This window comes from Xenorhabdus ehlersii (assembly GCF_003610465.1).
Classification (GTDB): domain Bacteria; phylum Pseudomonadota; class Gammaproteobacteria; order Enterobacterales; family Enterobacteriaceae; genus Xenorhabdus; species Xenorhabdus ehlersii.
The window spans coordinates 720624-744241 of the sequence record NZ_RAQI01000001.1; the positions used below are offsets into that span (position 1 = coordinate 720624).

Annotated in this window: 12 protein-coding genes and 5 pseudogenes; 4 read left to right on the forward strand and 13 right to left on the reverse strand. The window is 45.6% G+C overall.

The window, feature by feature from the left end; translation table 11 throughout:
- The first annotated feature begins 22 nt into the window (after positions 1 to 22).
- Positions 23 to 6325: a TcdA/TcdB pore-forming domain-containing protein gene (locus BDE27_RS03475; protein WP_099133907.1), complete on the forward strand. Its 6303-nt coding sequence runs from the start codon at positions 23 to 25 to the stop codon at positions 6323 to 6325.
- A 62-nt stretch (positions 6326 to 6387) separates the two neighbouring features.
- Here BDE27_RS03475 and BDE27_RS03480 read toward each other — a convergent pair whose 3' ends face one another.
- The 5 genes and pseudogenes from BDE27_RS03480 to BDE27_RS03500 form a co-directional block, all read right to left on the reverse strand.
- Entirely contained in the window at positions 6388 to 6723 is a 336-nt protein-coding gene (locus BDE27_RS03480) for an isochorismatase family protein (protein ID WP_274540014.1), read from the reverse strand.
- 15 nt (positions 6724 to 6738) lie between these two features.
- A pseudogene (locus BDE27_RS03485) lies at positions 6739 to 7413 on the reverse strand (IS982 family transposase); the annotation flags it as partial.
- Positions 7414 to 7489: 76 nt separating this feature from the next.
- The gene (locus BDE27_RS03490) at positions 7490 to 8680 is read right to left on the reverse strand and encodes a multidrug effflux MFS transporter (RefSeq protein ID WP_099134110.1); all 1191 of its coding nucleotides are present in this window, start codon (positions 8678 to 8680) and stop codon (positions 7490 to 7492) included.
- Positions 8681 to 8947: 267 nt separating this feature from the next.
- A pseudogene (locus tag BDE27_RS03495) lies at positions 8948 to 9310 on the reverse strand (transposase); the annotation flags it as partial.
- Positions 9309 to 9518 (reverse strand): annotated as a pseudogene (locus BDE27_RS03500) (phage integrase central domain-containing protein); the annotation flags it as partial. The pseudogenes BDE27_RS03495 and BDE27_RS03500, both read right to left, overlap by 2 nt.
- A gap of 5 nt (positions 9519 to 9523) precedes the next feature.
- On the opposite strand from BDE27_RS03500, the pseudogene BDE27_RS19780 reads away from it, so the two are divergent.
- Positions 9524 to 9760, forward strand: a pseudogene (locus tag BDE27_RS19780) (single-stranded DNA-binding protein); the annotation flags it as partial.
- 205 nt (positions 9761 to 9965) lie between these two features.
- Here BDE27_RS19780 and BDE27_RS03510 read toward each other — a convergent pair.
- The 5 genes and pseudogenes from BDE27_RS03510 to BDE27_RS19215 form a co-directional block, all read right to left on the reverse strand.
- A protein-coding gene (locus BDE27_RS03510; RefSeq protein ID WP_244208676.1) for an IS1 family transposase occupies positions 9966 to 10663 on the reverse strand; the annotation gives its coding sequence in 2 pieces (ribosomal slippage) (positions 9966 to 10414 and positions 10414 to 10663; 699 coding nt in all).
- A 57-nt stretch (positions 10664 to 10720) separates the two neighbouring features.
- Positions 10721 to 11125, reverse strand: a pseudogene (locus BDE27_RS03515) (transposase); the annotation flags it as partial.
- Positions 11126 to 11216: 91 nt separating this feature from the next.
- Positions 11217 to 11540, reverse strand: coding sequence for a hypothetical protein (locus tag BDE27_RS03520; protein ID WP_244208678.1), 324 nt, complete (start codon positions 11538 to 11540; stop codon positions 11217 to 11219).
- 303 nt (positions 11541 to 11843) lie between these two features.
- Positions 11844 to 11990: a hypothetical protein gene (locus BDE27_RS19335; RefSeq protein WP_167450533.1), complete on the reverse strand. Its 147-nt coding sequence runs from the start codon at positions 11988 to 11990 to the stop codon at positions 11844 to 11846.
- Positions 11984 to 12313: a hypothetical protein gene (locus tag BDE27_RS19215; protein ID WP_147423939.1), complete on the reverse strand. Its 330-nt coding sequence runs from the start codon at positions 12311 to 12313 to the stop codon at positions 11984 to 11986. Before BDE27_RS19215 ends, BDE27_RS19335 begins: the two co-directional genes overlap by 7 nt.
- On the opposite strand from BDE27_RS19215, the gene BDE27_RS03525 reads away from it, so the two are divergent.
- Positions 12312 to 13316 carry an IS110 family RNA-guided transposase gene (locus tag BDE27_RS03525; RefSeq protein ID WP_099134140.1) on the forward strand — a complete coding sequence of 335 codons (1005 nt, stop codon included), beginning with the start codon at positions 12312 to 12314 and terminating at the stop codon, positions 13314 to 13316. The genes BDE27_RS19215 and BDE27_RS03525 overlap by 2 nt on opposite strands.
- A gap of 624 nt (positions 13317 to 13940) precedes the next feature.
- Positions 13941 to 14978, forward strand: a complete 1038-nt coding sequence (locus BDE27_RS03530; protein WP_120211325.1) for an IS630 family transposase — start codon at positions 13941 to 13943, stop codon at positions 14976 to 14978.
- Here BDE27_RS03530 and BDE27_RS03535 read toward each other — a convergent pair.
- The 3 genes from BDE27_RS03535 to BDE27_RS03545 all read right to left on the reverse strand — a co-directional run bounded on the left by BDE27_RS03535 (position 14975) and on the right by BDE27_RS03545 (position 23610).
- Complete coding sequence (locus tag BDE27_RS03535) at positions 14975 to 15436, reverse strand: ParB N-terminal domain-containing protein (RefSeq protein ID WP_099133979.1); 462 nt, start codon at positions 15434 to 15436, stop codon at positions 14975 to 14977. The genes BDE27_RS03530 and BDE27_RS03535 overlap by 4 nt on opposite strands.
- 270 nt (positions 15437 to 15706) lie before the next feature.
- Positions 15707 to 22198 carry a non-ribosomal peptide synthetase gene (locus BDE27_RS03540; RefSeq protein WP_099133980.1) on the reverse strand — a complete coding sequence of 2164 codons (6492 nt, stop codon included), beginning with the start codon at positions 22196 to 22198 and terminating at the stop codon, positions 15707 to 15709.
- A 14-nt stretch (positions 22199 to 22212) separates the two neighbouring features.
- Entirely contained in the window at positions 22213 to 23610 is a 1398-nt protein-coding gene (locus BDE27_RS03545) for a condensation domain-containing protein (protein ID WP_167450534.1), read from the reverse strand.
- Positions 23611 to 23618: the final 8 nt, after the last annotated feature.

The window sequence follows — 23618 nt, forward strand, 5'->3', positions numbered from 1 at the left end:
TTTTTTTATAAGGAGAATTGCTATGCCTAATAACAGCTACCAATCGCTGCTTGTGTCTGCTCAGGCGGTACCCCGTCAGGGTAGCGCTGATATCCAACAGTTTGCTATCAATCCTGAGTTATTTGCGAAATTCAATACTATCAGTGCCGAGACACTGGTTAGAGCAGGGCGACTCCCGGCAGAAGGAAATGCCAAATTGGTGAAAGTTAAGTCAGGCTTATATGAGATTGAATACGCTGATCGAAGCCCGAATGAGATAGCCGGGAGTGATGCTAACAGCGTACCAGCCTATTTCCTTGGCTATAACGGTGCAAACCAGGCTAATACGTTGCCGGCCTATGTAGATATTCCCAAGCATACAATTCCGGGAAGTTTTCTGTTCACTGGATCGTTGTCAGGATGTTCACTGGTGGTGACCGATCTTGATGCTGATACTTACCGAGTCTATCACGACGGACGAGTCAACAGTTCGCTGCTATACGATAACGTGGTCATGGCAGTGGATTTTAAGGATTATCAGGTAGCAAATACCGCTGAAGGTCTCGCCGCGGCATACATGCAATACGTTGAGGGTAAATGGCAATTGGTGTTCCAGCGTCAGGAGTATCAGCGGGAAGGTCTGGATATCTGGCCGAAATTGCGTGGTGGTGAGGAACCAATATTGATTCAGGAGGCTGACAGTCAAGCGACTGAGCGTAGCAAGGCCCAATTCTCCACTTATCGTGAGAAGATTCATCAAAAACTGAAAAAGGCGGCTGCACAGTTTGGCGTGTCAGTTGAAGGGATCTCTGATGGTATATATGAACAGGGAGAATTTTCTCCTCATCATCCAGCAATTGCTGCGTGGATTAGGTTGCGTGACCAGATTCAGGCTGCGATCAGAACCGAAACTCAGCCGTTGGTGGATACCCGAAATACACTCTATGAGGATCGACGAAACACCAGAGACAGTTCTAAGATTGCTCAGATTGATGAACAGATAAAGTATATCAATATCACGCTGGAGCACTACAAGGAGCAATACGATTCAGTCTTGCGTGAAGTGTTTTCCGTGGAACAAAGCTGGTTATGGCAGCAGATCAAGTCCAGAAACGGTATAGATGCAGTGGTGCGGATTGATGATACAGCTATCCAAGGCGGCGGGCAGGAACGCGATTATAACGTGGGCGAGCGTTATGCTATTGCCGAAGCTTACCAGCGAAGTGGGCCGAGAAGTACTGAGTTTACCGATGGTTTACAGAGCTTTCAGGATATCACCATTCCAGGTTTTAACGATGGGATGTCAATTCTGGAGATGAAAAAACTGTTTCTTGATAGCCCGCTTACCCCTAAACAGCAGGGAGCCTTGAGTGGTCGTATCACTGAAGTTAGCCAGGCTGAATATATCGACAAAGTATTGAAGCAGACAGCGGTGTTCAGCGAGGACTTTCAGTATGCCGGTAGCAGCTTCAGTCGTCTGATACCACAAGATTTTTATTTGTCGTTGGTTGGAGATGCATCTGGTGGTCGTTGTTATCCCCTGGTCAGGGCTATGGCGGTAGCACTAGCCAACGGTGGTGAAGCAAGTATCAATAGCTTGGTGGAAAAACTCTTTTTTGCCGCAGCCTCCCCTCAAGCTGGCAGTTCCACACTGCTAAAAAACAGTCTGGTAAGACTGCACTCCAATGTTGAGGCTAACCAAGCGTCAAAAGCTCTGGAAGAGAAGGTTACCTTGTCTGAGGTTGTTTCTTTGTTGAAGGAAACGATGGGCACTTCGACGTTCGCCCTCAATACTCAAAACCATGCCATGATGGTGGGGAGCACTGTTGGAGCTAAAGGGCGTCGTTACTATTTCTATGATCCAAATTTCGGAATTTTTGCATTCGACAATTCGGGTAACCTCTTACATGCTATGGAAAAACATTTAGTCAAACGTGGTTTGGCTGTTCACTATAGTGCGTTTGGTAGTAAGTCTGTCCCTACCTTCAATCTGGTGGAGATCGATCCCGCCAGGATGGCAAGAGTCCCTGTAGGCAATGGCTTAGATGTTGCTGACTTGATCCGTCCTGACGAACTTGCCACTGTGATAGAACAACGACAGTGGGTCAAGCAAGCGGTCAATGCCGAAGTGAAAATTGCCGAGGATGCTCAGTTACGCACCACATTGGCTACCCTTGATGCTGAACAGTGGGGAGCAAAATTCGATAAGGCCATTACAGCGCTTACTCAGGAAAATAAGCTTGACCAGCGTTGGATGCCAGTCATTGGCAGTATTGAGGAACAGGGGGAAGGTCGTTACAGTATCCAATTCATCAATCGCGATCACCTGGAGGAGACGCGTTTGGTGAGCAGCAACGATGCCACTTTTTTCAAATTCCGTCGTTTCGTTGATGAACATATCCTCACTCTGGGCAAGCATTTTAACCTTGAACGCGGCCAGTTACAGTTCAATGGAGTACACGGTGAGGCAGCTCCGATTGATGGGCTGAATGCTGGATTTGCAGTGCAAACGCTAATCCAGTGGTTTGCCGACAAGAAGCGCAACGATGCGGCACATGGGAGTACTTCGCCTGATCTGGCCACCGCACTTAAAATCCATAGTTACCTTAACTACGCCCAGATGATTCACGGAAACGTGAACGATGTCACCAACGTTATCAAGTTGGTGCGCACGGCGTTACGCGGTGAAGTGATGGTTGCGGAAACTTCGCTCAATCAGTTTTCTTCAACTCTGGCTCATACCGCCAATGAAGGCATAGGTGTGCTTCTTGGTGGTGCCTTGGTTGGGTTGGATGCCTATGAGCTAGCCCATGCCGAAACGGATACACAGAAGGCCGTGTTCGGAACCCAGCTGGCATTCGATTCAGCCAGCTTCGTTACAGGTGCTGCCGGGGTTGGTGCCGGATTGGTTGGCGCCTCGACGGCCTCTGCTGTACTTGGTGGCGCAGGCGTGATCCTTGGCGGGCTCGCAGTGGGCTTTACTGCTCTGGCTCAAGCTTTTGGTGCCGTTGCTGAGGATGTCAAGGCGGTGGGTCGTTACTTCGATATGCTCGACAAGGCTTACAAGGGCAATGGCTATCGGTATGACAGCGAGAATAAAGTATTGATACCATTAGCCGGGGCTGTGATTAAGACTCTGGATCTGCGTAATAATCAGATTAATTTTGACAGTCAGTACATTTATCGCACCCATTCAGGTCCTACTGGTTCAGGGAAAATCAATTATTTCTTCTGGGTCGGTGATTTTCCAAAGATGGTTCATGACCGCAGCCAGGCGATAGAGGTACGTAGCGGAATTGGCTACAAGGATGCCTCTCATAAATTCGATCATAGTGACAGTAGCGTATTAATCCTGCCGGGGACACCTAAATCCTTCATCAGGTACGAATATATGCAACTTCCTGGTGCAACAACGCGTCACGATACGGGTTTTGATGTTATTCGCAGACTTGAAGAGGATAAACGCTTCGATTACGATTTCTACATCTTCCCAGGTGAAGCGACGATCCGCAGGATCCATCAGGAGTATGTAGCAACGCCGATCGAAGTGGTGCTCGATCAACGCAACAGGAAACTGATAGTGCCTGAGCTCCCCAAGGAACTGCACGGCTATCTGCATTACGAAATCAAGGGGGTTGGTGGTGAATACCTGATCGGGTTGAATGAAGGCACCAGCGTGAAGCTCATCAGCGACGTCACCAACGCGGATGGCAGTAGTAATGTACCGTCGCGCTGGATCATCGATAGCAGTCAGCTCGCCAGTGATACTATCAATGTCTCGAAAAACCGACTGGTAGTCGGTGGCGTAGTGGTCGAACTCGATCCCGCTCAGAACGATCAGGTATTGGTAGTCAACGGCAAAAATGAAGTTAGTAAAGTCGATTTTTCCAATCTGACAACTCAGGTGATAAGCGAAGATGCGAACAAGTGGCAAATGCCCGGCCAGCAAATTGAGCAACACCTAAATGATCTGGCCAAAGCGCATCAGTTGCACGGACAGTATGTAGTAGTAGAGAACTACAATCACAACGGGCATGATGTTGGCCGAGCTTTCTATGACGTCTCCAACAAGCGAATGCTGTTCACCGATACTCCTCACGAACAAGCTAAACATGCCCAATTGGGTGCGGTGATGGGTGACCATGCTTATTTCTACGATGCCGATAATGCGGTAGCGTGGCGGGTAGATATAGCCACTGGACAAGTCAACGCGCAGTTTGAGCCATGGTTCAACCAGAATGCAGGCAAGATAAGTCGGTTATGGCAAGAAGGAGATGCAGTCTACTTGGCGCGCCGTTATCAGTTGGAGGAGAGAGAAGCTGAGTTGAGTTACCGGATCGCCGGTGACCGAATGGAGTTAGTGAGTGTAGTGGGTGATGATGAGTTACTCCAGCTTTCCGCACGCACAGATCGGCATGGTGACGAACTTAAGACTGTACTTCGGGGTTACAAGAGCAATAGCACTCAACGTGAAACTTCGGTGTATACATTGGGTGATCGGCTGATCGAACCGACCAGTGCCGAGTTGGTCACCATATTTGGTACGGATGCAGCCGGTGTGGCACACCGCTATTGGATACGTACCAGCGATGGAACACTGATTAAACCGAATCTGGCACCACCGAAAGAACAAACCTTGTACTCTAAAGAGCACGAACAGACTCGCAGTGCCTGGCAGATCCCGGCTGACCTTGTGTTAGCGGGTAGTATTTCCCGTCCCGCTGGCACGGAAGTGTTTTTCTTCTACAGTAAAAAGCAGAATGCTTTGTTCCGTCAGGAAGGCCCGGGTCAGGCTGTTCTTGACGCTAATCAACCCACTGCTTTGCGTATCAACACACCACCGTTAGCCAACGTAGTTAACCTGAATGGTAGCCTGCTTGCCATCACTGAGGATGGACGTGTAGCACAACTTGATGCATTGGGGCAACTTAACTACGAAGCAGTTAACGAGCATTGGCTCAAGGGACATCCCCACTGGTGGCAGGATCTGGCTAGTGTCACAAATGGCGGGGCCACTCTGGCGGTATTTGGAGTCAAGGGCACCGATGGCAAAAGCTTGTTGCCCGTGTGGTACCACAATGGACAAGTTGTGATGGCTTCAGCCATGCTACAGAGTAAGTCACTACAATTCCTGGGGTTCGAAGCTGATGGTACTTCTGCGCGTCTCTTTGAACCTGAAAGTGGTAAGCTATATCGCCAGCCAACTATGGCTACGAATGCATTGGCTGATGCTTTTGATTCCGGCTTCGTACTTAATGCTTCGGCACAACTTCCTGTTGCCAGTGAGTTGACACCTGAGTTGTCTCTTAAGGCGGCGCAACAGGTAGATGCTGGTATACGTCTGATCACAGTCAAGGGCGAGATCCTGATACGAGCTAATAACGGTGAATTGCGGTTAATCGGTGTTGACAAAGATTGGCACCAGAATAATGTTGCTCATTTGTCACAGGCACTCACTGAACTTGCCAATCAGTGGCAGGCCAAAGGGGTTCTGACCTTGCAGAATAACAATATGCAAGATTGGTTTGATGTTGACAGCGGTCAGATATTTTCCGGGAATGGAATTCCTGCCTCAGGCAATTTGCGTTTTCTGGGAATCGATGCCAAAAATAAGGCGGCGTATGTGTATAACCAACTGACTCAGGAGTTATACCAGAGTGATAGTAGTGGGGTAAAAATACTCAATAAATCCATTGGAATAGAGCGAATCAATTCATCTCTATTACTCCAAGGAGGTGAGGCTAATGATAATCTAAAGTTGCCGATTATTGATGGTATCGATAGTCTGGTACTGTATGGTGGAGCCAATCACGATACCTATCGATTCAGTGAAGAGATGTGGACCCACTACCGTACGGTGATCATCGATAATGACGATCCGGAACAGTCTTTAGATCGTCTGATCTTACCGATAGCCAATCCGAAAAGTCTTCTCGTTAGCCGACACGATGACGACCTGATGTTGACCGACTCCGGCAATGGAACAGCATTGGTGGTGCGTCAGGTATTTGGTAACCAGGCCAAATCTCATCAGCATTTGCATATTAATCTGGCGGGCGCTACTTCGGTGATTGACGTGGCGCATCTAGTTGAGAATATGAGTAAACAAGGAGATACTCATAATATGCTGGTGGACTTATCCTGGGCCAGTAGGCAACCAGATATTGCCGCTCATACCGTCATTCCTGTTTTAGAGGTGGAAAGCCCGAGTCTGGTGAAGTTGAGCGAGGCTATGGCTTCATTCCCTGATATCGGCGGTGCTTATGAGCAGCTACGGCAAAATATACAACCTGTTAAGATTGAACAGCCGCTTTTGTTGCCTAATTCCAAATCTGTCATAGGGTAAAAACGAGAAATAATAGGAGGGGCTAAATGCCTCTCCTGTTTCTTTCTGTTTTCCACGTGCTTTTAGTTGATGACATCAGAACAATTGACCAAAGTTGCATATCTATCATTCAAAGCCGCCATCGCCGCTTTATGTACTGAATCTGCATCAACTAATGAACCATCAATATATTTTAAGTCACGGCTGGCACAAGCATCGGCACAGACAAAGTTTTCATATCCCAATTCTAGTGCTTTGATAGCTGTGGCAGTGACGCACATATGGCTCATAAAACCTGCCAATATAAGTTGCTTGCGACTAGCGAGTGACAGTAAGTCACTTAACTCTGTATTGTAAAACGAGCTAGGTAATGATTTAGTGATAATTTTTTCCTCTTTATTCGCTTCTAGCTCCTTAATTAACCCGAATTCTGTTTAAGCTGTTATTGAAAAATCGTTTTCCGAATAGAAAATGTTCAGTGATGGCTTTTTCCATTTAAGGCAGTAAGCAATCAGCCCACCTAAAACAGTCAGCAAAAATCCGTTTACACTTCGGTGGCGCGAGTGTTCTATTTGAGAAATTATTTTTAATTGTCCATTAATCGTTTCAATAATAAAACGCCTTGATAACATTATCTTATCCCATGCAGCTTGCAGATGGGCTTTCATGTTTCGGCGCTTTTGGGTGATGAAAGTCACACCGGTTTTGCCTAAATCGTCCGCGAGCTCTTGACTGAGGTAACCTTTATCACCGTAAAGAGATCCCGTTAATTCTGTTGTTAATTCGCGAACGGGCTCCCGATCATCCACATTACCGGCAGTCACTTTAAGCGCCAGAATTTCCCCCTGATGATTGACGACCAAATGTAACTTAAAACCGTAAAACCAACCCATTGAAGTTTTTCCGCGTTGGGCTATCCCCTGAAAGACCTGATGGCGGGGAATGCGGATGTTATGGCAAACTTTCAAACTGGTGGAATCAATAAAAGCAATGCCTGTGGGTTTTCCTTTTAATTTAGTCAGATAACTGCACAGAGGAACCAAAACGGAAGGCGCGACACTGACGAAACGGGTATAACTGAGCAAGGTGGGGAAATCAGGGTGATTATACACAACTACCAACGGGTTGGATACGTGACCCTCCGTTAGTGTGACAGTGAAGATAACATTATCAATTTTGGTTGCTCTATAAGCGCCGGTTTTTTGTTTCGGATACCCTATACAGAGTAAAAGTAATGAAAACAAAACAAATCAAGGCAAGAATGAAAAGTCCCCACATTAAACCCGCTGCTGTTGTTGTATGCCCACTAGAGAAAAACCATAATACAATGGCTGCCCCGGCCATTTTTAGTGCTCCTTGTAAAGCACTGCCTGTTCCGGACAATTCTGGATATCCATGCAAACTTATCCCAAGTAATAATGGAGAAGACAGTCCACATCCTAGCCCTACCGCAAAACTATAAATAATGATAAATTCAATCGATAATATCTGAGTAAAATAAATAAAAATGAGCGCCATCGCTGTAAACAACACTAATAACGGGAGTGAAACTTTCAGAATTCTTTCAGGTGTGGAATGTGACAACCACTTTTTTGTCAGCAATGAACCTATTACGATCCCAGCAGAATAAACTATAAACAGATATCCATTCTGTGATGAAGATAATTCAAATTGTGTCTGGAATACGAAAGGGCTGGCAGTAAAATAACCAATGGTAATAGCAAACAAAACGGCAGAAACAACACTGTATACAACAAAATTAATGTCAGATAACAGAATTCGAAAACCTGTTATCCGGCCATTGTCTGTTGATTTCATCGGTGATGTTTCCGGCAACGTCATTTTTACAAAAAATGCACCTATCAGCATCATTATGGTAAGAGCTATAAAATTAAACTTCCACGGCAGATATTCTGTAATATACCCGCCAATGACAGGTGCGAAAGCAGGCGAGACTTGTGATGCCATCGAAAAAATAGCCAGCGATTTAGATAATTCTGTCTTATCCCTGAAAGTATCACTGAGTATAGCTCTGCTAATAACCGGACACCCACCTGCACCAATACCGGTCAGAAGCCGGAAAAGAGATAGTGTGTGAAATGATTCAGCCGTAGAAGTCAGATAATTACCGATAGCGGAAAATAATAAGGAAAATACAATAACAGGAATGCGTCCGTGTTTATCGGAGAGAGGTCCATAAAAAAGTTGGGATACAGCGAAACCAATGAGATAATAAACAACAAGGCTTTGTGCCTGATTGTCAGTAATTGCGAGTGCGGTTTTTATTATAGGTAGTGCTGGATTATAAAGATCTATAGAAAATAATCCTAATACCAGTATAACGCACGAATTGATGATAATGAGTTTTGACTTCATGCCTTTTCACCTTTCATACGAGTGGGAATGCTTTTATGCGTTTGTTATATTCTTTATTTGGCGTTGTGTGTTGATTTTCACATTTAATTTCGATCAAGAATAAGCCGTTCTGTTGCATAATTTCGGCAATACATTTTTGTAATTGATCAGGCGAACTTACACAAACAGTTTAACCCTAATCCTCTTGCCAATTGATATCAATCATAATCAAGAATTTTTGTCAGATCTGTTTTGTTATCTTTATTATTAAAATAACCCGAATTCCGCTTAAGCCATCACTGGAAAATCGTCTTCTGAGTAGAAATTTTTAAGTGATGGCTTTTTCAATTTAAGGCAGTAAGCAATCACACCCCCTAAAACAGTCAACAGAAATCCTTTTATACTTCGGTGGCGCGAGTGTTCTATTTGAGAAATGATTTTTAATTGCCCATTAATTGTTTCAATAATAAAACGCCTTGATAACATTATCTTATCCCATTCAGCTTGCATATGAGCTTTCATATTTCGGCGCTTTTTGGTGATGAAAGTGAGCCTCGTTTTAGCTAAATCGTCAGCCAGTTCCTGACGGAGATAACCTTTATCACCATAAAGAGGATCCCTTAATTCTTTTGTTAATTCATGAACAGGTTTCTACCGCGATTTTGGTCAGTAAGAGCCTACGGTAAGCAGACAATCGGTTCAGGAAATCAGGTAAACATTCATGGGGCATGGGCGGGATGGTAGTGAGAGCACCTGCCATGTCGTTCGCCGGGTTGGATTCCAAAATATCATTTTGGACGGCATAACGCATGATGGGGGTAACACGCTGACGCAGCCGCTGGGCGATATCATGTTTGCCCTGTTCAAGGTGCTCAGGTTTACATTGAAGGCCAGTTGCAAACACGCAAGTGGCAGGACAACCAAGAGCAGGATCGCTATTCAACGGAAGTGGTGGTCAATGTGAACGGCACCATGTAGATGTTGGGTAGCCATGGCGATGCAAAGCCAGTGGCTATGCAGCAGACCGCACCGAAATCAGTCCAGAAGCCACAGTCCTCTCAGGGCGTTAAAAAGGAGCGCACGCCCACTCAGATGGCATAGCATTCAACTTTGCCGGAAGAAACGGAGGAAATGGAGTGGGATGAGATCCCGTTCTGAGTGTTTTTTTATTATTATCAACAGATCGCCCTGCTTTAACAGGGCTTGTTTATTTATTAAGCCAATAGATTTTTTTATCCATAATAACTATATAAAAAATATGAGATCCTGACCTGACTCATTTAAGGCGTTGGGTTATGACTACAATTTATTGATAGTGATGAATGTTCAGATAATATCCTATAACTCTGTCATGCATTTCTATGGATTTTGAAAAAGATAATGTTTTTCGCGTCAGTCTTGCCAAATGCTGACGAAGGTTCAGATTATGCCTCTCTATACGTTGGGTATAACGCTTACTGACCACATGCAGTTTCCCTGCCAATGCTTTTTCATAACTTTTCCAGCCATCTGTCATATAAATAACGATATTGAAAGGTGCCAGCAAGGCCATCAGGCGCATTAATGTTTTCTTTGTCCTTGAACCAAAAACATGTGCGATCACTTTTCGTCTTGTCCTGTCGTAGGCGTAAAAGAGCCAGCGCGACTGTTTCTTTGACTTCACGTACGACCATTGTTCATCCATTTCACAGCAGATAATCACTTCGGTGCCGGGTGCAATGGCTTCTGTTACCGATTTGGGTTTGAGCTTTTTAAGTGGCGAAGCACGGTATTTAGGCCAATCCCCATCACCCGCGCTGTCGCCCGACATCCCAGGCCATTCATGGCCATATCGACGATTTGCTTATGGGTTCCGGGGCGACATGCGGCATAAGTGAACTCAAGTTGCCAGGAATGACGGCAGGATTGGCAAAGATAACGCTGATGACCAGAACGTGAGCGCCCATTGCGATGGATCCCTTTAAACGCACGACAAGCGGGGCAGGTTACATCAATCTTTGCCATTTGAATGTTCTCCAAATAGAAAGATTATACATGATCAATAAATTGATATCACAACCCCATCCCTTCAAATACGCGATGACGGAGAATACGAAGATTGTGACAAACAGCAATTTTGGTAGAATCAATAAAAGCAATCCCTTGAGTTTGCGCCTTACGTGATGAAAGAAAAGCGCATAAAGGAATAAGCGCCCTTTTCTTCAGGGTGAGGATACGAGTATAGCTGACTAATCCGGGAAAATCGGCTGTAAGATATTGTTTTACATGTTCAATATAAAATGTTTTAAAATCACGATAATGACTCATATGAAATAAAATGAGGATCATCATGACTTCACTCAGAGAAAGGGATGCCTCACGGTGCCGTTTACGTAATCCATTTTCAATGAGTTGTTGATGCCAGAGAGGGATAAATTTTTGGCAAAAGTCATCGACGCAGCAGTAAAGTTCTTCTAAATTATACATACCTGAGGGTCTCCACTATTTTGTTTTCTTTAGCAAAAACGTTGATCGTGCCTCAGGCACTTTAGTTCCCTTCCCTTAAGCGAAGCTCAGGTTAATCAATATTATCATTGCGGTATTTCGCCATTGTCAGCCGCTGACGGATGTCTTTCACCACACTGCGTACATGGGTTTGTGAGGAAGGTGAAACAGGACGCTCAATATGTTGAGTGAATTCAACAGGTGCCTTGGCCGGAGCAGGCGTGGTCACAGCCGTTTCAGGTTGTCCATATAATCTCCCGTCCCGTGCCCGTTTCATCATCGTCAGTAACCAGCCAACCGGATTGCCGATTTTCCCTGCCCGCAACGCCTTGCCCAGACAATTCAACACGGTCTGCGCCTGTTCAACGGGTAACGCCCGCAACTGACTGGTCAGCATCGTCACATCTTCCGGTTCCAGTTGTCGGCACAGCTCTCTTTCGAAAATCTAAGCTGTAACCCATCTCATTTTATGCCTTGTCACCTTAGGTTTAGATATTATGTCATATTAATATGATTTAGCTATAAGTTTTTGCAGGAGTTCGCTACGTGCTCAGCACGGCGGTGGCATACTCCCCGTTCAGTGCCTGATTCACTCAGGATGAACGCCTCATTATCTTGACGTGATGAATTTCTCCTTCATTTTTACTGCATCAGCCTGCAATCAGGCAATGGGTTGAAAATCCGATAAGACGATCGTTTATCAATCAAACAAAATGGCGGTTAGTGGTCTGTTATGAGTGGTTTCACTGAGTAATGCGGGGTTCAAATCGGCCGTAAAGTCAGGCTCTACGTGCTCTGGACGTTGGACGCCTGGCGGCGTCACTTGGTCATCGCTGCGCTTCAACACAAGTGACGCCGCGCCGTTTTCGGGACGTTTATCGTGATAAATGCAAAATGCAGGTGAATGTTGTACCGGTTAAAACGGTATCGATTAACGTAAGGCAGAGCATGTTCTGCTCGGTTATGTATGTGAATAGCCGATGATGAATACCACCGGGAAACTTTCATCCCCAGACGGAGGGTTAGGTGTCCGAGGATATCTGCTTCCAAAAGTGCGCAGATGTACCGCAATTTAGCACTCCCTTGCAGGCTACGGGAGTTAATGAGATGGTCTTCCCCACCTTGTGAACCATACTCTTTATAGAGTATTTTTTCTGGAGAGTCCATCATGCAAAACGTCACCCTTATTGGTATCGATCTCGGCAAGCATTCTTTCCATATCCATTGTCAGGACAAATTCGGCAAGACTATGCTGCGTAAAAAATTTACCCGCCCAAAATTAATGGAATTTTTAGCTGGGTGTACATCGACTACCGTCGTGATGGAAGCTTGTGCGGGTGCACATTTTCTGGCTCGTCGGATCGCTGATTTAGGCCATGATGCGAAGCTGATATCTCCGCAGTTTGTTCGTCCTTTTGTCAAAAGTAACAAAAATGATTTCGTTGATGCAGAGGCGATATGTGAAGCGGCATCACGCCCCTCAATGCGTTTTGTCCAGCCGAGAACGGAGACGCAACAGGCGATGAGAGCACTGCATCGTGTCAGAGAATCACTCATCAAAGATAAGGTAAAGACCACTAACCAAATGCACGCCTTTTTGCTGGAGTTTGGTATCAGTCTGCCAAAAGGCGAGGCGGTCATTAAACGGTTATCTCTGGTTCTGGCAGAACACGACGTGCCCGATTATCTGAGCCGTTTACTGATGAAATTACATGCCCACTACCTTTATCTTGTCGAGCAAATAACCACGTTGGAATTAGAATTAAAACAGTCCATCAAAGCGGACGATGCGACTCAACGCATGATGACAATACCGGGGGTAGGACCCATTACCGCCAGCCTACTTTCATCCCAGCTTGGTGACGGAAAACAATTTTCATGCAGCCGGGATTTTGCGGCTTCGATGGGGCTTGTTCCCCGACAATACAGTACAGGGGGAAAACCGACTCTGCTGGGTATCAGCAAACGCGGCAACAAAAATTTGCGCCGATTGCTGGTTCAATGCGCCCGGGCGTTTATGATGCGGCTTGAGCATCAGCATGGGAGACTTGCCGAGTGGGTTCAGGCACAACTGAGCAAGAAACATTCGAATGTGGTTGCCTGTGCATTGGCTAATAAGCTGGCAAGAATAGCCTGGGCAATCACTACTCGACAAAATGAGTATCAGGCCTAATAGAGGCTGGCTGATTCAATAACTTGATGATTAAACAGTGAAATACACGTTACCTATCTGGTTTTGCGAAGACTGATTATTGATGACATGAACGGCCAATCGGCCTGATGAATAACCTAAGAAACAAAATGGCTCATTGAAGCCGGGGAGTTTTTAAGGTTCATCAGGCGCAGAACTCATCGTGGCGCGGGTATCCATACTCATAGAGACGCCGGATAGATTTAAGCAAGCCAACCATACATCAAAATGAGTGTTGCAAAAACGGGGAAGACCATAGATTTGTTTCGCCGCTCAACGCTGATCCTTGCAGGCAATGGATCATTTAAGATACGAAATTAATGTAGCGATTGAATCAGGAATAGTCAACCAGGACGAGATCTAACATTTTTTCATATGTTTATTATGAGTAAAAATAACACTCTTTCCATTCAATAAACACACAGTTAAATATAGATATCTATCAATAAAGTCGCATTGAATGTACAAAATTATCAATATCTGGTTACTGATTGATTTTTAATCAAAGCGGGATCCTTTCCTGTGTATGTGATAGATTATGCTTATTATACCAATCGCCATTGAAGATGCTTGATTTCTTATCCAAATCAGATCATGCATGCAACCATGAAAATTCATCTGACACCAGAACAAAAACACGCCCTTGAATTGATGCATGATACTACTCGCGACAGTCGAGTCTGTGATCGCATTAAGGCGGTGCTTTTGGCCTCAGAAGGTTGGACTGCTCAGATGATTGCACAGGCCTTGCGTATTCATGAAAGTACGGTCAGCCGTCACCTGAAAGATTTTATCGCGCAGGAAAAGCTCACCCCAGAAAATGGCGGCTCTGAAAGCCATCTCTCTGCCGAACAAACCGCCGACCTGATTGATTATTTGACCGCCAATTTGATGCATACCACAACCCAAATTGTGGCCTATGTCCAAGCCCGTTGGCAGGTTTCTTTCAGCGTGGGCGGAATGACAAAATGGCTTCACCGCCAAGGTTTCAGCTATAAAAAACCCAAGGGTGTTCCTCATAAATTCGATGCGCACAAACAGCAACAATTTATTGATGACTACAAGGCGCTGAAAGAGGAAGCGGGGCAGAATGAACCGATCCTATTTATTGATGCGGTGCATCCTTCACAGTCCACAAAGCTCAGCTATGGCTGGATGAAAGCAGGAAAAAATCAGGTAAAAGGGATCGAAACCACCGGCAGTCGTACCCGTCTCAATATTCTGGGCGCCCTGAATTTACAACGGATTGAAGACACCGTGATCCGTGAATATCCGCGCATCAATGCCGAAAATATCGCCTATTTCTTCGGTGCGCTCCGAGAAACTTACCCGCTTTCGCAAAAAATCCACATCATTTTGGATGGAGCGGGTTACCATCGAGCCGAGTTGGTGAAAGATATTGCGTATGTCCTGAATATTGAATTGCATTACCTCCCGCCTTACAGCCCAAACCTCAATCCGATAGAGCGATTGTGGAAGTATATGAATGAGCAAGTGCGTAACAATATCTATTTTCCGGATGCGAAGACCTTCCGTGAAACTCTTCGTCACTTTTTTCATGTCACTTTGCCAGAAAAAGCGAAAGAGCTCACGACTCGACTGACTGATAATTTTCAGATTTTAAAACCTGCATCTTCAAGTTAGATTGGTATAGATGAACCTGAGATATCTAGCCATACTTTCTTATCGCAAAGGGTATTTAAATTAAAATTAACATCTGGAAGTAATGGTTCAAATAAATGTCTAGTTGTTTTATAGGGAAGAATTTTTTTACTCTCTATTTCTCGTGATAAATTATCTATGCAATATAGTTTATCATTCTCCCAATTATATACTTTCACTCTATGATCATTATATTTTAATCTTACTACAGGTATGAATAACAATCCTAGCCTGTACGCAACATTTAATCTGTGATTACCATCCATAATCCATCTTGATTCATATTCAATAGGTAGAACACTTTTCCATGCTCCCTCTGATTTAATGTTTTCTAGCAATTTTTCAACCATGAATATATTTACTTCTTCAGACTGAATTAAATTTTCAACAAGTTCAAAATCAATATGATAAGATTTTTCTGAGATTGTTTTTGATTTCATTCTATTTTAGAATCCCGTATTGGTGGATGTGTATTCGATATATTTCAGATTTTCAATCTGAAATATAATATGCATCTTTAAGTTGGATTAATATGTTTTTCATTATCTCATTTTTGTCTAATCACCTGAATTATTATTCGATTTTTTTATGAATTGTTATAGTACAAGAAGTTAGCGTTATACATAATATACTGTTACTTTCTTAAAAAGAGAGCCGCTCGCGTTTAAGCGAGCGGTACTATCCTCATAGAGGATAATTTTTTGAATCAGCTAGTTATTCAGTTTTTCCAGTCCTCTAAGAATTGGTAACTGTTCAAGTAGTAGTTGCGCAACTGCTTCTGGTTCAGACTTAATAAAGTAATGTCCACCTTTAGGCAGAACCTTCACTATCAATTCTTCAGCTAGACAACTCCAGTTATTTGCTAGTTCCAACCAGTCTTTGGTGAGCGGATCATCTTCAGCTAATAAGCATAGCACACGCAGTGAGGTTAGCGTGGATGTGGCCTTCCACAGTTGAGTCAGAGCTAGGTTACCTTCAATTGCATCATTACGGTAAGCTGCCGCCATTCGTGTAATTGCTTCTGATGGCAGGTCGCGATCTAGATCTAGTCCGGTAGAATCACGTAACCAATTAACAATTTGGTCATCTGACATTGCGCGTGTTTCATCTATTTGCTTCTGTAGTACTTCTTCAGGTCTCAGCAACTTACCGGAGAGGATAACAGCTTCAATGTTGATGTCATATTGCTGTGCCATTTGCATGAATAGAGTTACACCACCAACACCAGAGCAGTGACCCCAAACGATTACGCGATCGATACCTTTCTGTTTTAGTTCTATGCAGCAACGTGTTACCAGCTCTTGTAGTGAGATAGGAGTATCCTGTTGTGACAGATCGTTGCCCGGAGCCTCTACTGCGAAAACTTGCAAAGGTTGATATTGAGTCATAGCATCAGCAACTGACCTGAAATTGATTGCATTACCCCCCGCATAAGTGAAGCACAGTAAAGGTAATCCTTCGTTAGCAGCGGTAATCGTTTGTAATACTGGGCGGATGCCAGACGTTGGCTTCAACTCAGCCAATCGGCGCAGAGTGCGGTGGGTGAAAATATCCGCAAGAGTAAAGCGGCCATCTGAGTGGATGGCACAAGACATCGCCAGCAGCGAATGCCCCCCTAAATGGAAAAAGTCGCTGTCACGCCCGATACTTTCAAACGGCACTTTTAGTATCTGGGACCAGAATTGTGCCAGCGTGCGTTCACTTTCTGTTTCTAATGGTTTCAGCTGTGTTATCTGCGTTTGCACAAGGCAAGAGGCCAACGAACGAAGCTGCTTTTTATCCACTTTACCCGCTGCGTTAAGTGGGATTTGATGACAATGGATCAGCGCCTGCGGTAGCATAAAGTCAGGTAATATTTGGCTGATATGTCTCATTATGGCATCCGTATCATCGCTACCCTGAACAAATCCCACTAGTCGATCACTGCTATCACGTGTATCTAGCACCACTGCCGCATTATGCACTCCTGAAGCAGTCATAAGTGTATTTTCGATTTCTCCAATTTCAATACGCATACCGCGAATTTTTACTTGTTCATCCTTGCGTCCTTCATAAACTAGGTTACCGTCAGTCCGCCATCTACCGCGATCACCAGTGCGATATAAACGTCCATTAGACCAAGCCGCCAGTGGATGGTTGAAGTCAAACGCCAGCTGAGTTTTCTCAGCTGTGTTAATATAGCCGCGCCCTACGCCCACACCGGTAACGCAGATTTCACCACTAGTACCGAAAGGCACCAGATTATCCTGTTCATCCAGAATATGAATCCACATGTTCTGCACTGGTCGACCGATAGGCACAATGGCATCGGCGGGTGGTGCAGTGAATATGTGGTGAGTGATATCATCTGAAGCTTCTGTAGGACCATAGGCGTTAACCAGCGTAATATTGGGATAGAGCTCGAACCAGCGAGCCACCTGCTCATTTTTAAGAGCCTCGCCAGTCTGAATCAGCATACGCAAGGCACCTAAAGAACGCGGCGATTGCTCTAGATAGTCCAACAATACGGCAAAGTAAGACGGCACGATCTCTAGCAGAGTTACACCATCCGTCATCAGCTGCTGACAGAACTGAGCTGGGTCCAGCTGCTGCTCTTTGCTGTAAACTACAGTGCGAGCATTGACCACTAAGCCAGTTAATGCTTGCCAGATGGAAATATCGAATGTAACTGGTGCAGTTTGTGCTAGCACATCGTCTGCTGTTATCTGTAAATCGTCACGCTTCGCCATCATATGGTTCATCATTCCCGAATGCTCAAGCAATGCTCCTTTTGGTTTGCCAGTAGAACCGGAGGTGAACAATACATAGGCTAGGTCATTCATCACCGGCATCGAAGGAAGCGTCAGCGGCGACATTACTGTTACAGTGGCAAAATCGATGCAGATGACAGAATGCTGTACCTCCTGCGCCAATTCTTCTAGGCGTCTTAGAGAGGAAACATCCCCAATAATAGCGCTTACCTGCCCCTCAATCAGTAGTTCTTGTAAACGGGCATCAGGATTATCAAGATCGAGTGGCATATAGACACGTCCTGCACGCATGATACCTACCATTGCAGTTATCCAACGGACACTGCGTGGCAGAGCCACCGCAACCACCACCTGAGGTGGAACAGTGCTATCCAGTGCTGAAGCCAGTGCCGTTACCTTCACCTCTAACGTGGCGGCATTTAATGTCGTTTCTACATCCTGAAGGACAATTTTTTCCGGCGTCAGTTGTGCATGTGTAGCGATCTGCTCTGGAGCGCTGCAAATTTGCAGCGGGCGACATGGCCCCTGACCAATAACCTGCAACTGCTGGTGCTCATCAAGAGATAGCAAATCTGTGTTTAGATAGCTAATTTGAGGTGTAGTGACCATGCTGTTGAGTGCTGCATGATAATAGTGACCTATCCGCGCTATATGAGCCACATCAAATTCGTTGGTATGATAATGTAAACTCAGCTGTATCTGATCAGTGTAGGCGTTTTGCGAAAACTCTGCGCGCAGCGGGAATTCAGTTTCGGCTCTCACGCGCACATCCAGTTCCTGCATGCCTGGGATTTTTTCCAATGCTTTAAGCATATGGAAGTGAGTAAAGTTGAATACCGCTTCAAACAGAGTTTCAGTCACGTTCAGCATAGACTTCATATCTGCCATCGGATAGCGGCGGTGAGGCAACATGTTGGCTTCCAATTGGTGCACTCTCCCTATGAGCCCAGACCAGCTCTCTTGCGTGTCAAGCTCCAGACGGAATGGTAACGAGTTGAGGAACAACCCGATAGCCTGCTCGACTCCTTCTTCTTCTGGGCGGCCACTGTGTTCATAGCCGGTGATTACCGTCTGACTATTGCAAATTAGTCCTAACACTCGAAGGTGCGCCGCCATCAGCACGTTTTTCACTGGCACATTCAGTGAAATCGCCAACGCACGCAACTGATTTGACAGTTTTGTAGAGATATGAATATCGTGGTAGGCGATCTGTGGAATATCGCCCTGTTTTACTCTCAAGCGTGGTAACGGAATTGGCTCATAGTCTGCCAACTGTTGCCGCCAAAAATCGCGAGTAATCGTGCTACGACGTGTCTCCTGCTCCATAGCTATATACTTACGGAGGAAATTATCGGTGAAAGGTACATCAATAATTGCGTCTTTCCGCTGATACTGGTGATAATAGGTTAGTAGTCGGGTGTGGAATAAATTAATGCTCCAGCCGTCCAGAGCTGAATCGTGGAAGCTGAGGATGTAGTCGAAATTATCATTTTTTTTCAGTGCGATATGTACCCTAATCAGTCCCGGTTGAGTCCAGTCAAATTGGTAGTGACTCTCTTCATCAAGAAACTGTTCAAGGCGGGTAGACTGGCTGTCACTGTCCAGTTCCCTCCAGTCGTGGATCCACAGAGGGAGGGGAATCTCTTTGTGAACGAACTGCACAAACTCACTGAATGCTTGTAGATGATAGCTGGTACGCAATATCGGATGTTCGCGTACTATGCGGTGTAGAGCTAGAGTGAATGCTACTTCATCGAATTGACTGAATAGAGAGTAAACCTGAATATCGTGATACCAAGAAGCTCCTTTCTGTAACTCGCTCTGGAAAATCAGCCCCGCCTGAAGCAAAGACATGGGATAAGCATCTTCCAATCCATCAGGCAATTGTTCTTTATCCTCTGCGCGCAGCAGGCTGAAAGGCTGCCAGCTGCTCTCTTCGCCTCCAGTCACCTTCTCGATATGTGGTAGCAGACTGGCAATGGTTGGATACCTGAATATTGTTTGGAAACCGATTACCATACCGGCTTTACGCGCGCGACTGATCACTCCCAACGAGGTGATGGAATCGCCTCCGAGGCTAAAAAAGTTGTCGTGGATGCTAATCTTTTCTAGATTTAGCACCTCGCACCAGATGGCTGCCAATAATTTCTCATCCGCAGACTGTGGCAGGACGGTGGTTTGGTTAACAGCGTACTTCAGAGGATTAGGCAACAGCGCGCGATCCAGTTTACCGTTCGGAGTTAGTGGAAAAGCATCCAGTATAATAAACCACGGTGGCACCATAAACTCAGGCAGAACTGCTAACAGTTTCCGGCGTACCTGTTGTTCATCGTAACCAACAGTCGGTAGTATATAAGCGGTGAGGTATTTGCTGCCATCTTCGCGTGCCAACGCGACAACACGAGCATCTTTCACTCCTGGAGCGGAAAGTACCGTATTTTCGATTTCTCCCAGCTCGATTCGATAGCCTCGAATTTTCACTTGATGGTCAATACGGCCTAGGTATTCAATCATACCATCCGGTAGCCAACGTACTAAATCACCAGTGCGATAAACTCGACAGTTAAGTGGGGCAGGAAGAGTACAAAATTTTTCTGCTGTTAGCTCTGGTCGGTTAAGGTAACCGCGTGCTAAGTTAACCCCAGCGATACATAATTCGCCCGCTACACCCATTTGCACAGGTTGAGAGTCAGTATCAAGAATATAGATATCAGTATTCTGGATCGGACGACCAATAGGAATCGAACCACGCGTTTCTTCTGGCTGGCACTCATAATAGGTGACGTCGACAGTAGCTTCAGTTGGACCGTAAAGATTGACCAGACGCGCACTATTTTGTGGCGTTACAATCGTGAAAAAGCGCGAAGACTGATGCAATGTTAAAGCTTCACCGCTGGTAAACACTACCTTCAGAGATGATAACTGAGCTGCGGATTTGCCAGCTTCCAACGTATTCAAGAACGCGTCTAACATTGAAGGTACAAAGTGCATATGAGTAACACTATCACGCTCTATAGTCTCCAACAGAACATCTGGTTCTTTCTCACCACCTGGCTGTAACAGGGAAACGGTAATTCCCGCCATCATCCACCAGAATAGCTCCCAGACGGAGACATCGAAAGATATTGGTGTTTTCTGTAGAATCACATCTCCTGATTGAAGTGGAAAACAGTTTTGCATCCACTCTATGCGGTTAAACACCGAATGGTGTTCAATCATCACACCTTTAGGATTGCCAGTCGAGCCAGAAGTATAAATCATATAAGCAAGGCCGTGCGAATCGGCATCAACTTGTAGATCTAACATATCACCAGTTTCATTGATAAAATCACCGACTTCTAGCGCACCGGGATTAAATTCTCCCTGTCCTGTGGCAATCAGCACCTGCTTCGCCTGACTATCGCGAATAATATAGTCGCGTCGGTTAGCTGGATAACTAGGATCAACTGGCACATATGCCGCACCAGCCTTGAGTACACCGTAAATCGCCGCCATCATTTCTGGTCCGCGTGGCAACATCACGGCAATCGCGTCACCAGATACCACACCACGCCGCCGTAAATTATGGGCGATGATATTAGCCTGTTCATTCAATTGGCGGTAACTCCAGCGTGTTTCGCCAGCAATCAGAGCTAATGCCTCAGGAGTATTATGAGCACGTTCCTCCAGTACCTGTTCAAGACGAAGTGAATTGGTATAGGGTCGCTTTTCTCCTTGAGCAAAGTCCAGAACGCGATCTTGTTCAATGGTACTCAAAGTAGGCAGTTTACTCAGGATTTCTCTGGGATTAGCTACCATCGATTCCAGAGTTATCACTAAGTTATTCAGCAAAGAATCACGCCAAGAGGAGGGGTAGTGGCGAGCATCAGCATTCAATGTTAGCTTATCAGACTGCGTCTGGCAGTAACCAATCTGCAGCGTGTTAGCGTAACGCGTAGCCAGACAAGTCTCATCAGCCCGTACTAACAATTGCACACTTGGCAGCGGTGGTGCTCCAGGCGAAGCAGCAAGGATCGATTGTATATCGGCGAAACGTGCCTCACCCAATTGCAAACAGTCGGTGATTTTACTACGCGTAGCCACTAGCGCCTCAACTACAGTTTGCTGGAGATTATCGCCAGCATCAGTCAGTAAAAAATTCTGAGTCTGGGTGAACCCTGTTTGCGCTAGAGAATAAGCCAGACTGAGAGGATAGTCAGCCTGAATATAACGATGCGCAATTCGAGTCAGCGCAACTGAAAGCAGTGCACAGAGGTTGATAGTATCTCCTTGGCTAACCTTATGCAGCGCATTCTGTAATGTGGGGGAAAGTGTTAATACGCTTTCTCCATCATCCTGTGGATAACCCGGCATCGGCCGAAATAATGCTGGATGGCAGTGGGTAGAGAATAATTTTTGATAATGTTTTGCAAGGGGAAGGTTAACTCCCGTTTGTTCAGATGCCATAGTCATATAAAGTCCATCTCTCAGAAAAAGTTAAAATCTACAGTCGTGACGTTTGACAATGCCGACGTAGTGGTGTCTTCGTCATTAATGCACTGAATTATAGGAAGATGTGTAGGGTGAGTGACCAGTGCCTGCAGAATTGCTTGATAGCGGCGAAGTAGACTAGTTACCAGCGAACTACTGAAACATTCTGGTGCGTGTTCCCACTGGATTTCATAGCCTTGCTGCTGCCGATCAAATACATGAATTACCATACCGAACTGTGCCATACGCTTTGCCTCGTAAAATGTACGGAACTGCCCTCCTAGAAAATCAATATTCTGATAATCAATATTCTGAAAGGCGAAAAGCGCATCTAGTGGGCTTTCTGTTTCGTCATCCTGTAATAGCTCACGCTGAGCAATGAATGGATAGTGCTGATTCGCAAGAGCCTGCTGTGTCTGCTGCGAGAGAGCTGCCAGAGTATCGGCAATACTCTGTTGTGGCTCAAGATCCACTGGCAATAGCAATGTATTAACGAACATACCGAAAGTTTCTTGCCAAGCGGGAGCATGCCTCCCTGAAACCACGAGGCCGACTCGACCCTGCCAGCATTCGGTTACGTCACTTTGCAACAATGCCCAAGCTAACAGAAACAGAGTGAAAGGTGTGACCTCCTCAACTCTAGCTCTGCTGCGGATCGTCGAACACAGCTTACTATCAAGATGCACCTGCTGTACCGCATAACCAAAACCGTTGCTTTTTGGTATCTGCTGTAGTGGCCAGCGAGGCTTTTTTGGCGCTGGCGAAAGTCGCTTATGCCAAAAATGTTCTGCTTCTGCCCGTTCAATACGGTACTCTGCTTGCTGCATCCAACAGCTCCAGGCAAACAAACTAGGTGTCTCTTCTGTCTGCGGAATAGAAAGCAAAGCAGCTCGTAACTGGCGCAGGAAAAAACCGACTGACAAACCGTCAGCAGCTATATGACAAAAATCGAGCATCAATAGTGTTTGTTGCCCGTCCCATGGAACAATGGCGGCACGCAGCAAAAGATCTTTATTTAACTGGTAGGGCTGTACGAATATTGCACTACCCTGTTGCAGGTTGTCGTAACGTTGCAGTGGTACTGTTTGAGTACCAGTGTAACGGAACAGCAGTTGTCCATTCTCATCGTAGAAGCGGCAAAACAGAGCTGGGAATCTTTCGGCCGCCTGCTGCAGCGCTTGCTGAAAACGCTGGGGTGCAATTGCCTGAGGAATGACAGCAATGAGAGGGATGTTGTAGGCTGTTGTATCGGGCTGGCGAAACAGTTCCAGATAGATCATCTGCTGGGCATCGGTCTGATGAAAGATCTCGCCTTCCTTGACCGACTCTTTCTCTCGTGGAGACTGCCGTGGTTCTGTTGGCAGTAGCGCTAAGATATCGGCGCAACACTTCAAGTCCAGCA